This is a genomic window from Paraburkholderia sp. RL18-085-BIA-A (genome assembly GCF_046027075.1).
GTDB lineage: Bacteria > Pseudomonadota > Gammaproteobacteria > Burkholderiales > Burkholderiaceae > Paraburkholderia.
Genome location: NZ_JARESU010000031.1, coordinates 37,717 through 50,902 on the forward strand (window position 1 = coordinate 37,717; position 13,186 = coordinate 50,902).

Sequence of the window (13,186 nt, forward strand, 5' to 3'; positions counted from 1 at the left end):
TGCTCAGGAAAACAATACATGAGTTTGCCGCGCGCGAGTCGATCCGTCCCCGTGTTTGTTGCGCCGAACCATCAGACGCAAGGCGTAAGGCAGGGCGCTGAAGAGAGTCGATTCAGATCAGTTCGCGGTACAACGCCAGATAGCGCTCCGCCGACGCACCCCAGCCGAAATCCTGGCGCATCGCGCGCCGTTGCGTCGCTTTCCATTCGGTGCGCCGGTCATAGAGGGCGAACGCGCGGCGGATCGCGGCAGCCAGCCCCTTCGGTTCGAACCGTTCGAAGACGAAGCCGGTGGCGAGATCGTCGGCGAGATTTTCGAGCGACGCGTCCATGACCGTATCCGCGAGGCCGCCCACGCAATGCACGAGCGGCAGCGATCCATAAGCGAGCGCATACAGTTGCGTGAGTCCGCAGGGCTCGAAACGCGACGGCACCGCGATCACGTCGCTGCCCGCGACGATCGTGTGCGCGAGCGTTTCGTCGAAGCCCAGTTCCACCGCGACCGACTCCGGATGCGCGTGCGCGACGCGCTTCAGGCCGTTCTCCAGCGCCGGATCGCCGGTGCCGAACACGACCAGCTGGCCGCCGTGTTTGACGATCTCGGGCACCGCACCGAGCAGCAGATCGAGGCCTTTCTGTTCGGTCAGGCGGCTTACCACGCCGAACAGCAGCGCATCGCTTTTCTGCGCGAGTCCGAAGCGCTTTTGCAGCGCTTCCTTGCACGCCACTTTGCCGGCGAGGCGCGTGGCGCTGTAGTGGGTGTCGAGCAGCGGGTCGTCGGCCGGATTCCAGACCGCGTAGTCGACGCCGTTCAGGATGCCGCTCAGATCATGCGATCGCTGGCGCAGCAGCCCGTCGAGTCCGCCGCCTTGGGCGAGCGTCTGGATTTCGCGGGAGTAGGTGGGGCTGACGGTCGTGATGCGGTCGCTGTAGTAGAGCCCCGCCTTGAGAAACGACAGCTGTCCATAAAACTCGATGCCGTACACGTTGAAAAAATCGTCCGGCAGCGCGAGCTGGCCGAACTGATGCGCCGGAAACACGCCTTGATAGGCGAGGTTGTGCACCGTGAACACGGAGCGCGCGAACACCCGGCCATGCTGGCGTTCGGCCGCTTTCAGGTAGGCGGGCGCGAGCCCCGCGTGCCAGTCGTGCGCGTGGACGATTTGCGGCGACCACGCGGAGTCCAGTCGCTGCGCGAGTTGCGCGGCGACCCAGCCGAGCAGCGCGAAACGCTGCGCGTTGTCGCCGTAGGGCACGTGCTCGTCGTTCAGATACGGATTGCCGGGCCGGTCGTACAGCGTGGCGGCGCGGATCACGTAGACCACCAGACCGTTCGACGGCAGCGTGCCCTGTTCGAGCGTCACTGCCGGCGTGTCGAAACGGCGTCCGAGTTGCGCGACCGGCCGCAGGTCGGTGAGACCGGCGAGCACTGCCGGAAAGCCCGGCAGCAGCACCCGCACGTCGGCCCCGCGTTCGATCAGCGCGGGCGGCAACGCGCCCGCGACGTCGGCGAGACCGCCCGTTTTGAGGAGGGGATACAGCTCGCTTGCGACATGCAGAGCGCGAATCGTCATAGGCCGGGTCTCGTTCCTGTGGGTGGGTCCCGCTGATTGGTCCGTGTGTTCGGTCTGGCTACCGCAAGGTCGATCCGGTCGGGCATGCGTGGGCGGCCATGCCTGATGGTCAAAAACCCGGCAGGTGCACGCCGATCGCGGCGAGCCCGACCCGTGAGACGCGCGCGGGCCAGATCCGCCACCTGCCTTACTTCATCGTCTGCTTCTGCTGCAACGCCTCGGGCGTGACCAGCACGACGCCATCGGCGGTGCGGTAAAAGCGCTCGGCATCGGCGGCCGGATCTTCGCCGATCACCGTGCCGTCCGGTATCGCGCAGCCACGGTCGATCACCACCTTCTGCAGCCGGCAACTCGCGCCGACCGTGACCTGTGGCAACAAGACTGCCTCATTGATATTACAGAAAGAACTCACCTTCACATTCGACGACAGCACCGAGCGCGAAATCTGCGAGCCCGAGATCACGCAGCCGCCGCACACGATCAGATTGTTGCCCGAGCCCTGCAGCCCCTTCAGGTCGCGCACGAACTTGGCGGGCGGCAACTGTTCCTGATACGTCCAGATCGGCCAGTTGCGGTCGTACAGATCGAGGGTAGGGATGGTCGACGCGAGGTCGAGGTTGGCGGCCCAGTACGCGTCGATCGTGCCGACATCGCGCCAGTACGGCTCCACGTCCGGGCTCGACGACACGCACGACATGCTGAACGGATGCGCGATCGCCGTGCCTTGCGTGACCACGCGCGGCAGGATGTCCTTGCCGAAGTCGTGATCGGTGTCGACGCTGGAGATGTTTTCTTCGAGCAACGCGTACAGATAGTCGGCACTGAACACGTAGATGCCCATGCTGGCGAGCGCCGTATCCGGGCGGCCGGGGATCGCCGGCGGGTCGGCGGGCTTTTCGACGAAGCCCGTCACGCGGCGGTTTTCGTCCACCGCCATCACGCCGAACGCGACCGCGTCCATGCGCGGCACCTCGATGCAGCCGACCGTGCAGTCCGCGCCGCTGTCCGCGTGGTCGGCGATCATGCGCGTGTAGTCCATCTTGTAGATGTGGTCGCCCGCCAGCACCACCACGTATTTCGGCCGGATCGAGCGGATGATGTCGAGGTTCTGGAACACCGCGTCCGCGGTGCCGCGATACCAGTGCGCGCCTTCCACCCGCTGTTGCGCCGGCCACAGGTCGATGAATTCGCCGAACTCGCCGCGCAGGAAGCCCCAGCCGCGCTGCAAGTGGCGCAGCAGCGAATGCGCCTTGTACTGCGTGACCACGGCGATGCGGCGGATGCCCGAGTTCAGACAGTTGGACAGCGCGAAGTCGATGATCCGGTATTTGCCGCCGAAGTGCACCGCCGGCTTGACCCGCTTGTGGGTGAGCGGCCCGAGCCGCGTGCCCCGTCCGCCCGCGAGGACGATGGCGAGGGTGGTGCGCTGCATGTCGTTCAGCCGTGCCGAAGTGTCCATGTCTGTCTCCTTGTCGACCGGAGTTGGCGCTTTAGCGTGTCGACCGGAGTAGGCGCTTTAGCGCCTGCTCCAGTCCCATGCTTCAGCACTTACTCCAGTCCCATGCAAGATAGTTGCTGATTTGTCTATGCCCCGGATGGTCTGATCACTTGCTTTGCGCTGATGATTCGTGCTGCCAGGCGCTTCGTCTTCGCGGGCCCGTCAGCTAGTTCTAGCACCGATTGGCCGCGAGCGAGAGGGTGAATTGCGGGGATGCTGTCCACGCTCATCCTGCGCACGATCGACTGTTGCGGGGCGGACATCCGTGCGGCACGTCACATAGAGCGTGATCTGAGCGGCCGCAATATGCATGCCACGCTGGCCGCCGCGGCGCCCGGCCTGCGCGAGCGGCAGCGCGGTGGCGCGTCGCGTCGTAGAATCGTGCGCTCGTGGCCGCGGGTTCAGGCGCGCTAGCCAGCGGCTGCCTGAATCTCGCATGCTCCCTGCCAGGTCTTTTTTGCAAAATATCTCGATGAGTCTTCGCCGCTATTGCCTGTCTGCGTTAATGACTGCCTCCGTTTGGGCCCTTGCACCCGCCCTTTCTTCTGCTTCTGCCGCCACGCTGGCGAACGCCGCCGCTGCCACGGCGGCAGTGAGCGACGCCAGCCCGGCCGCGGCCAGCCCCGCCGCGGTGTTCGGTGGCGACGCCGCCGGCGCCCCTGCGTATGGCCCCGAGCTGCAAGGCTTCAACTATCCCGCGCCGGTCGGGCGCTTCGAATTCACGTCGCAAGGCGTGCCGTTGCAGATGGCCTACATGGACGTGAAGCCGGCGCATCCGAACGGCCGCACGGCGGTGCTGCTGCACGGCAAGAACTTCTGCGCGGCGACGTGGGGCGCCACCATTCATCGGCTGAGCGACGCAGGTTATCGCGTGATCGCGCCGGACCAGATCGGCTTTTGCAAATCGAGTAAGCCCGAGCACTATCAGTACAGCTTTCAGCAGCTCGCGCGCAATACCCATGCGCTGCTTGCATCGCTGGGCGTCAACCAGGCGACGATGATCGGCCATTCGACTGGCGGCATGCTGGCGATCCGCTACGCGCTGATGTATCCGCACGAGACGCAGCAACTGGTGCTGGTGAACCCGATCGGTCTCGAGGACTGGAAGGCGAAGGGCGTGCCGTCGCTATCGGTGGACGAGTGGTATGAGCGCGAGTTGAAGACGAGCGCCGACGGCATCCGCCGCTACGAGCAATCCACCTATTACGCCGGCCAGTGGCGCGCCGACTATGAACCGTGGGTGCAGATGCTGGCGGGGATGTACCGGGGGCCGGGCAAGCAGATCGTCGCGTGGAATTCCGCGCTGCTGGACGACATGATTTACACGCAGCCTGTTTTTTATGAACTCGGGCAGTTGACCATGCCGACGCTGCTTTTGATCGGGCAGAAGGACACCACGGCGATTGGCAAGGATGCCGCGTCTCCTGATGTTCGCGCGAAGATAGGTCATTACCCGGAACTGGGCAAGGCGGCAGCGAAGGCGATTCCGCACGCGACGTTAGTCGAATTCGCGGAGTTGGGGCATGCGCCGCAGATGCAGGACCCGCAGGTGTTTCATCAGGCGCTGCTGGATGGGATGGCGGCGGTGCCGGCGAACCGCTGAGTGTTCAAACGGCTCTCTGTCCCGCCACCGTACTCCTACGTCGTTCACCGCTAGGCGAAAACTGCCTCGGGGCTATTTTACGGTTCTTCGTGGATTTCCGGGGAGGCCGCTTGCGGACAGGTTGTTGTAGTCGGGCCATGACCAGACAGTCGTCCGTGGGGTCGCGATGCCCTTCAGGTGGCCGTTCCACGCTCCGCAGCGGCCAGTCTGCAATCAAATACCGCGCTGAGTTGCATGGTGTTGAGAACCTCAGGCCGACCCGGTGCGGTAATGATTGCGTCGCTGGAGCGTGCCGATTCACTGGCTGGAGTGGGACGGATTCTACGATTCCCGTTTTCGCGCCAGAACGATCGACAAGACGACGAGGAACATTGCCATTCCGCTACACAGAAGGACGACGGGCCGATTCCAGCCGCTCACGTACCCAATTAGCGCGGGTCCAAGCAGAATCGCCGCGACAAGTTGGATTAGTTTTTGCCGGATACCTAGCACGAAAACTGGTTTGCGGGCAAACCAGAACGTAGCGCCGCATGTATGCGACTCGATCCAGGCTTCTGATGTCCTGTCACGGATTAGCGCCAGTGCGCCGAAGCGTAGGGCGATAAATCCCCCGGCGACCAGAAAGGACCAGCCACCAAGTTGAGTGAGAAAAGGCTTGCCCAAGGGCCACCAGAGCAGGCTCAGTGGCGCAAGCAGGACCAAGGTGCCGTAAGCCCATCTGCGCCGTCTCAGACAATACAGAAGAACCAGCGGATGGATGCAGACCGCGACCAATACGGCCGCTACGCCGAGTAAGGGCAGCAACTGCGAACGAATCAGGACAACGGCAATCCCAATTTCGCACGTGGAGGCTATGAGCCATGCCGAAAGCGCAAGTTTGATCCGGGTAAGCATTGACCGCATTCTTCTATCTGATTTGACGTTTTTGCAATAATCCATCCCGCTGACTATATCGCTCCATCCCTGCTCAACGCTCAGATATCGGCAGTAGTTGTCCTTATACGCGTCTTCGTTGATAGATGTCAGACTACCCGGGACCGGCGTGCTATTGATAGAAAGAAACCCACTCGTGCCTTGATCACTCAGGCAGACGAACAAGCCTTTCTGCGTGAGAATCTCGTCGTAGGTAGCCAGCGAGTAACCGTTGTACGTTGGCATACTTGCCCAATAAAGCGACGAACTGTCGGTGGATATTGGGTCCGCGATGGGCAAAGTGTTTTGAATAGCATTCCCAAGCCCGATTTTCAGCGAAGGCAGGTACGGTTGGGCCGCTGACTGCACGTCCGCAGCGAGCGCCAGCGCTGCCACCGTTAGCGCGACTCCTTCGCCAAGTTCCGCCCACACCAGCAACTGAATTGCCGCCGCGCCTGAAGCTGACACCAGCGTTAGCACGTCACGGGTTGGACCCGTTTCGCGGGATCTGACCAGTCCGCGACAATCTTTGACATGGCGGTCGTGGCTACCAATCCGTTCGCCATGACTCTTATGGGCTGCAGCATCGGAACACTGTTAGTAACGACTGCGACGACACCCACAGTATTCTGTACGATTGATAGTGAATCTGAACCACTATGAACTGCATCCATCAGAGTCGATAGGTGTTCATGTTATTTGATCCCGCTTCCAGCACCTGAACCGCAAATTCTGAGTGAGCCATATTTATTGTGCTCTCGATTCGTTGTCCCAAGGCGAGATACTGTTCACCACCGTACTGACCGCAGGCGCTGTTGACGCATCCTGTCCGATGACATACCGGTAATAAAGTTGTGTGCTGCCGGTGCGCGGAGCGTATGGAATCTGCGCGATGAACGACTTTGGCGCAGACAGCATTACGGGCAAGACGTCAACGATCTGCTGGAATCCCCTGTCGGTAGCGATCTGAAGATTCGCCGATATATCAACTCCGGGTTGATCGAAATTCACAATGCGGACCCAGAATACCCACCTCCCGTTTTTGCGCTTTCTTGCAGTCGCGGCATTCGTTAATGCATAGCCGTGTCGCTGGGTGTTGCTCGGTGGAGGAGTCGCAGGCGCCGGCCGCGTGACCGCGATGAGGTCGCGGCTAAAGATGAAAGCGCGCCCGCCTGGATAAAGAGTCGTCGGTTAATCATTCTCCTTCCTATGCCCCGTATGCTGGATTACGTAGTTACAAGGTTTGGACTACGTAGTACCTTAACGTGGTGGGGATTCGAAGAAGAATCGGATAACTCCTAATCTGCTGAGAGATTGGCGACAGCGCTGTCCAGTGGGCAAGGAGCCCGGCCAACCCGCGTTTCCAGCGGTTCCGCTAGCCTGAGCGCGGCGATTGGAGCAGCGGAGCTGGCCAATACGTGGCTGGTGAGACCGGATGGATGATCATCCACAGGACGGTCATCAACTTGAACGAAATGCAGATCCGCACCTTGGAGCACGTGCGTATCGTAATGGATGGTACCGAGACGCCAGAAATTGCTGCTGCACCAGACGCGCAAGCCTGCTGCGAGTGGATTGCGCTGGACCTCATCCGGCTTCACTCTGATCAACTCAAGCGAGCCAATTGCGGGCTGGTCATGCGCTATCTGGGCCGCTTCAGCGGCTTCAGCGTGGTTGAACCCGCTATTGATTCGGCGACTGGGTGAACCGGCTAATTGAAACGGTGAATTTCCGACGCCCCTTGCGACCGGGTCGAACGAAGAAAGAAGGGCGGCCACGAGCCGCCCTTTTCTATCCGCCGACGCTAGGCGTTGGCGGCCATCAACTCTTCACGCACTTGCGCGCCGATCTCGAACGAGCGCAGCCGCGCGTTGTGATCATAGATCTGCGCGGTCAGCATCAACTCGTCCGCGCCAGTCTGGGCGATGATCGACCGCAGTCCTTCGCGTACCGCGTCGCGATCGCCGATCGCGGTGCACGCGAGCGAGTGCGCGACGTTGTTCAGCTCCATCTCCGATGCCTCCAGCCGCTCGACCGGCGGCTGTAACTGGCCCGGCGTGCCGCGTCGCAGATTGATGAACTGCTGCTGCAGCGACGTGAATAGAAGCCGCGCTTCCTCGTTGGTCCCGGCAGCGAACAGATTGACGCCGACCATCGCATACGGCTTGTCGAGCGTCGCCGACGGCCGGAACTGCGCGCGATACACCTGCAATGCGGTGAGCATGTAGTCGGGCGCGAAGTGCGACGCGAACGCGAACGGCAACCCGAGCGCCGCCGCAAGCTGGGCGCTGTAAAGCGACGACCCGAGCAGCCACAGCGGCACGTGCAGCCCCGCGCCGGGCACCGCGCGAATGCGCTGGCCCGGCACCGGATCGGCGAAATAGCGCTGCAACTCGACGACGTCGTCAGGGAACGAATCCGCGCTGTTTTGCAGATCGCGGCGCAGCGCGCGGGCGGTGCTTTGATCGGTGCCCGGCGCGCGGCCGAGACCAAGATCGATCCGGCCGGGATAGAGCGACGCGAGCGTGCCGAACTGTTCCGCGATCACGAGCGGCGCGTGGTTCGGCAGCATGATGCCGCCGGAGCCGACGCGGATCGTCTTGGTGCCGCCGGCGACATGGCCGATCACCACCGAAGTGGCCGCGCTGGCGATGCCTGTCATGTTGTGATGTTCCGCCAGCCAGAAGCGGCGGTAGTTCCAGCGTTCCGCATGTTGCGCGAGGTCGAGCGTGTTTCTGAATGCGTCCGCCGGTGTGGCGCCCGCGGCGACCGGCGAGAGGTCGAGGACCGAGAAGGGGATCATTGTCTGTTCGTTTGCTGTTTGCGGCGCTTTCGCGCGATGGGGCATTGTGGCAAAGCTTGAGTTTTTCTGCTGACGCCGCGGCGATGTCCACGTTCTTCGAAGGGGGTTTGTTTGCGTTCACGCAGATTTGCGGGGCGAGACGCTGCGCGAAACGCGCCGGCATTACATGCAACGTCGATATGGATATGGACGATCAATGTTTAACAGACGCATGCGGCGCTGCTAGCCCGGGAGCACTCGAACAGGTCGAATTCGAGCGCGTGGCGGCCTGATCAACCCTGGGCCACGCCTCGCCGTGTAGAGCTCGATTAGCGTGCCGCGTGGCGCGGAAATTGCGACTGTGTAATCGCGCCGACGCCCACGCCGCATCCATCGCACGGGCCATGCTTTTGGTGACCGTACGTCGATCGGCATTCGCGTGTACCGTGGAAATAGCGGCGCGATGACGCGCCCGGTCTGTTCCGGCGACGCGGTTCGCAAGCCGTTTATCTCAGGCTATTCGAAGGACGCGTTGCCGAACATCTGCAATGTTTCGAAGGAGTCTCACATCTCATGAGTGTCGCAAACGAATTCCGTACCCGAGCCTTCGAAGACGTGCGCCGCACGCTGATAGAAGGCGAGGAAATCGCGCTCGTCGACGTGCGCGAGGAAGATCCGCACGCGCGCAGTCATCCGCTGTTTGCCGCCAGTCTGCCGCTGTCGCGGCTCGAACTGGAGGCGCCGGAACGCTTGCCGCGACCGGCGGTGCCGATCGTCGTGCTCGACGCCGGCGAAGGCCTGGCGCAACGCGCCGCGCAACGTCTGACCGAACTGGGCTATACCGATGTCGCGTTGCTCGAAGGCGGCCTTCAAGGCTGGCATGAGGCAGGCGGCGAGCTGTTTCAGGATGTCAACGTGCCGAGCAAGGCATTGGGGGAACTGGTGGAAAGCGTGCGCCATACGCCGTCGCTCGCCGCGCCGCAGGTGCAGGCGCTGCTCGATCACGAAGCCGACGTGGTGGTGCTCGACGCGCGCAGCTTCGACGAATACCAGACCATGAACATACCCGGCAGCATCAACGTGCCGGGCGGCGAACTGGTGTTGCGCGCGTGGCAACTCGCGCCGAATCCGGCCACGCGGATCATCGTCAATTGCGCGGGGCGCACGCGCAGCATCATCGGCGCGCAGTCGCTGATCAATGCGGGCGTGCCGAATCCGGTCGCGGCGCTGCGCAACGGCACGATCGGCTGGACGCTCGCGGGTCAGCCGCTCGCGCACGGCGGCTCGCGCCGCTACGAGCCGGTGGTCGACGACACGCTCCGTCTGGCCGCCGCCGACGCCGCGCGCGCGGTGGCCGATCGCGCGCGGGTGGGCCGCACGTCGCGCGACGAAGCGCGCCGCTGGGCCGACGAAGCGGTGCGCACCGTGTATCGCTTCGACGTGCGCTCGCCGGAGGAATACGAATCGGATCACGTGCCCGGTTTTCGCCACGCGCCGGGAGGCCAGCTGGTGCAGGAAACCGACCGCTTCGCGCCGGTGCGCGGCGCGCGCGTGATTCTCGCGGACAACGACGGGGTTCGGGCCAACATGAGTGCGTCGTGGCTCGCGCAGATGAACGTCGAGGTGTACGTGGTCGATGGTCTGACGGCCGCGGACTTCGCTGATAAGGGCGCGGCGCCGCCCGCGCGTTACGCGAGCGCGCCGCCCGCCGTCGACGAGATCGCGCCGGCCGAGCTGGCCGCGCTGCTGCAATCGCCGGGCACGGTCGTGCTCGATTTCACGAGCAGCGCGAATTATGTGAAGCGGCACATTCCGGGCGCGTGGTTCGTGATTCGCAGCGACCTCGATGCCGCATTGCGCAAGTTGCCGGATGCGCAACGGTATGTGGCGACCTGCGGCAACGGCCAGCTTGCGCGCTTTGCCGCGCCCGAGCTGGCGGCGGCGACCGGCCGTCCGGTGCAGGTGCTTGGTGGCGGCACGCAGGCGTGGATCGAAGCGGGCTTGCCCGTCGAAAGTGGCGAAACGCGACTTGCTTCGCCACGCATCGACCGATACCGTCGTCCGTATGAAGGCACCGACAACTCGCGCGATGCGATGAGCGCGTACCTGGAGTGGGAGTATGGGCTCGTCGCGCAACTCGAGCGCGATGGCACGCATGGGTTTCGCGTGATCTGAGCGGGTTGCACGGGCGCAGCGCGTGTGCGTAACCGCGCCGTTGAGCGGGCGCGGTTACGCCCGCATGCGTTGCCGCCCAAGAAAATCCGCATATTTGCTTAGCAGAATAATGCGTTTGTCTTATACCGAAGCGTGCCTTATCGTCGATGGCAAATCACTTCATGCCATCGGGCAAGCGCCGCCATGCCGACTTTCCGTTTTTCCTTCGACATCCTCTCTATTTCCCGCCGCGCGTGGTCGAGGCCGCTTGGCGCTGTCGCGCTGGCGATCCTGGGTGTCGCGTGGGTCGCGCCTTCGCGCGCGGCCGATCTGCCGGTACTGAAGGTCGGCGATCAGTCTTTGCAGACGCGCGGCATTCTCGAAGCGTCCGGCCAGCTGAAAGACCTGCCGTACCGGATCGAATGGTTCAACTTCCCGGCGGCGCAACCGCTCGGCGAAGCGTTGAACGCGGGCGCGGTCGATGTCGGCGGGCTCGGCGACGCGCCGCTCGTGTTTGCGCTCGCGGCCGGCGCACGGGTGCGCGCAGTCGCGGCGACCCGCTCGAATCCGCTGGATCTGGCGATCGTCGTCGGCGCGCAGTCGCCGCTGAACGACGTGGCGAGCCTGAAGGGCAAGCGCATTGCGACGACGCGCGGCTCGATCGGCCACTATCTCGCGCTTGCCGCGTTGAAGAGGGCCAACGTGCCCGCGACCGGCGTCTCGTTCGTGTTCCTCGCGCCGGCCGATGCGAAGGCGGCGCTCGCGTCGGGCAGCGTCGACGCGTGGTCGGTGTGGGACCCTTACACGGCGCTCGGCGAAGCGCGCGATCACGACCGCATCATCGCGAATGGGGTCGGCCTGTCGGAAGGGCTCAGCTATCAGGTGGCGACTGAACGCGCGATCGCCGACAAACACGCGCAACTCGCCGACTTCCTGCGGCGCGTGGCGATCGGTCAGCGCTGGGCGCTGTCGCATCCCGACGAAGTCGCGGCGATGCAGTCGCGCGTGACCGGCCTGCCGGTCGACGTGCTCAAGACCGTCTATCAACGCGGCCAGGTCCATCCCGTGACGATCGACGACAGCGTGGTCAGCGCGCAGCAGCGGACCGCCGATACCTACGAAGCCGCCAATGTGATTCGCGCGCATCTGGACGTGCGCACGAGTTTCGATCGCAGCTTTCCGTTGCCTTGATGCGGGCAGTGGCAGCGGCCCCATGAGTGCGGGGCGTGCGGTGACACGCTGTGATGTGCGGCTCGATGGCGAAGTGTTTGACGATGTGTTCGGGACGCGGCAATCAGGCAGTCGCAGCTTGCTTGATGCACACGCCGAACGCGGCACGCCCGGTGAAGCGCCTCTCGTTAGATGTCCCGGTAGCGGGCCAGATAATCGAAGCGTCGCAGCGCTGCGCGACATGAGCGCCGCAGCCAGCGCGAGCGCCATGCCGAGCTAACGCCCACGCACGAAATTCGCGCCGAACCGGCATCGCCGAAAGCGTCTCACACCCCGCAAATCATCTGCAAATTCGGTGTAAACGCGCTCTCGTCTAAACCGCCCAATGCGATTAAATTGAATGCACTTGGAAGGCTTATCGAGGGACCAGGGCGGCCAAACAAGCAGCGGTTTGCCATTCCGGCAATGGCGCAAGGTGCGTAGCCAAGGTTGCTCACCGCTACGTCCGGAACCAGACCGCTGCGTGTCGTCCAAGGTGCTTCGTATCTGGCGGCCGTTGGCCGCTTTCACTTCCGGTTGACCGTATCGACCGACCTGGCGACGCTTTGAACAGCGTCGCCTTTTTGCTTCTGGCGACACTTCTTTCGCGGCTCGGGCCGCCTCGCTGCAAAGAGTCGCGCGCCAGCTTGCAGTCCGCCGCTGCGTCAATCCCGCCACCTGTGCCGCGTTTTCATCGCGCCTTTGCGATGCGCCGCGCAGACTTCTTCGAACCGCAGGATTGCAATCGGCTTGCGAACACGCCGGCCAGGCACCGGCTTGCCTGGCCCGCTCGCGGTTTTCCGCGTGCGCGGTTATCCTTGGAGCAGACACTACACACCAGAAGGCGCGCGCATGCGTCGCATCTGAACAGGAAACTCGCTGTGAGCCTGAAACTGCTTACCGTCGCGATGCTGGCCGCGTGCGTTGCACTGACCGGCTGCGACGATCAACAGAGTGACCGCGCTGTGCAAAAACTCAAGGACTTCTTCAACGCCGTCAAACCGGATGCGTTGTTGCTCAGGAACATGACGCCGGGCGTTACGACCGAAGCGCAGATCCGCGAGCAGATGGGCAAGCCGGAAACCGAGCGAACCTTCACCGACGGTTCGAAGCGCTTCGAATATCCGCGCGGCCCGCAAGGGCTGAACACGTACATGGTCGACGTCGACCGTGACGGTAAACTGCAAGCCATCACGCAAGTGCTGACGGCCGCCAACTTCGCGAAGATCCGCATGGGCATGAGCGAGGATGAAGTGCGGCGGCTGCTCGGCAAGCCGGGCGAGGTCGCGGTGTTTCCGCTGAAGCCGGAGACCGTGTGGAGCTGGAAGTGGCGCGAAGGCGGCGTCACCGAGGAAGGTTTTTTCAACGTGCACTTCGACCGGAATCTGAAGGTGTACACGACATCGCGTTCGGACGTGATACGCGGCCGATAGAACACAAGCGAAGACAGGGAGC

General features: G+C 63.4%; 10 protein-coding genes. 6 read left to right on the forward strand and 4 right to left on the reverse strand.

Features of this window, described 5'->3' with window-relative positions:
- Positions 1 to 112 precede the first annotated feature (112 nt).
- Positions 113 to 1,573: a glycogen synthase GlgA gene (gene glgA / locus P0D89_RS21820; protein WP_408362891.1), complete on the reverse strand. Its 1,461-nt coding sequence runs from the start codon at positions 1,571 to 1,573 to the stop codon at positions 113 to 115.
- 187 nt (positions 1,574 to 1,760) lie between these two features.
- Positions 1,761 to 3,032 carry a glucose-1-phosphate adenylyltransferase gene (glgC, locus tag P0D89_RS21825; protein WP_408377180.1) on the reverse strand — a complete coding sequence of 424 codons (1,272 nt, stop codon included), beginning with the start codon at positions 3,030 to 3,032 and terminating at the stop codon, positions 1,761 to 1,763.
- Between the two features lie 252 nt (positions 3,033 to 3,284).
- On the opposite strand from glgC, the gene P0D89_RS21830 reads away from it, so the two are divergent.
- Both P0D89_RS21830 and P0D89_RS21835 read left to right on the forward strand, forming a co-directional pair.
- A complete protein-coding gene (locus tag P0D89_RS21830) occupies positions 3,285 to 3,485 on the forward strand; it encodes a hypothetical protein (RefSeq protein ID WP_408377182.1) in 201 nt (66 codons plus the stop codon).
- Between the two features lie 58 nt (positions 3,486 to 3,543).
- Positions 3,544 to 4,674 carry an alpha/beta fold hydrolase gene (locus P0D89_RS21835; protein ID WP_408377184.1) on the forward strand — a complete coding sequence of 377 codons (1,131 nt, stop codon included), beginning with the start codon at positions 3,544 to 3,546 and terminating at the stop codon, positions 4,672 to 4,674.
- A gap of 321 nt (positions 4,675 to 4,995) precedes the next feature.
- Here P0D89_RS21835 and P0D89_RS21840 read toward each other — a convergent pair whose 3' ends face one another.
- The gene (locus P0D89_RS21840; RefSeq protein WP_408362897.1) at positions 4,996 to 6,066 is read right to left on the reverse strand and encodes a hypothetical protein; all 1,071 of its coding nucleotides are present in this window, start codon (positions 6,064 to 6,066) and stop codon (positions 4,996 to 4,998) included.
- Between the two features lie 938 nt (positions 6,067 to 7,004).
- Between P0D89_RS21840 and P0D89_RS21845 the strand changes: the two genes are divergently transcribed.
- Entirely contained in the window at positions 7,005 to 7,292 is a 288-nt protein-coding gene (locus tag P0D89_RS21845) for a hypothetical protein (RefSeq protein ID WP_408362899.1), read from the forward strand.
- A 98-nt stretch (positions 7,293 to 7,390) separates the two neighbouring features.
- Here P0D89_RS21845 and P0D89_RS21850 read toward each other — a convergent pair whose 3' ends face one another.
- On the reverse strand, positions 7,391 to 8,389 hold the full coding sequence (locus P0D89_RS21850; RefSeq protein WP_408362901.1) for an LLM class flavin-dependent oxidoreductase: 999 nt from the start codon (positions 8,387 to 8,389) through the stop codon (positions 7,391 to 7,393).
- 552 nt (positions 8,390 to 8,941) lie between these two features.
- Between P0D89_RS21850 and P0D89_RS21855 the strand changes: the two genes are divergently transcribed.
- The 3 genes from P0D89_RS21855 to P0D89_RS21865 all read left to right on the forward strand — a co-directional run bounded on the left by P0D89_RS21855 (position 8,942) and on the right by P0D89_RS21865 (position 13,164).
- On the forward strand, positions 8,942 to 10,543 hold the full coding sequence (locus P0D89_RS21855) for a rhodanese homology domain-containing protein (protein WP_408377186.1): 1,602 nt from the start codon (positions 8,942 to 8,944) through the stop codon (positions 10,541 to 10,543).
- Positions 10,544 to 10,726: 183 nt separating this feature from the next.
- Positions 10,727 to 11,713 carry an ABC transporter substrate-binding protein gene (locus P0D89_RS21860; RefSeq protein WP_408362903.1) on the forward strand — a complete coding sequence of 329 codons (987 nt, stop codon included), beginning with the start codon at positions 10,727 to 10,729 and terminating at the stop codon, positions 11,711 to 11,713.
- 899 nt (positions 11,714 to 12,612) lie between these two features.
- Positions 12,613 to 13,164 (forward strand): hypothetical protein, encoded by a 552-nt coding sequence (locus P0D89_RS21865; RefSeq protein ID WP_408362905.1) that lies wholly within the window; start codon positions 12,613 to 12,615, stop codon positions 13,162 to 13,164.
- Positions 13,165 to 13,186: the final 22 nt, after the last annotated feature.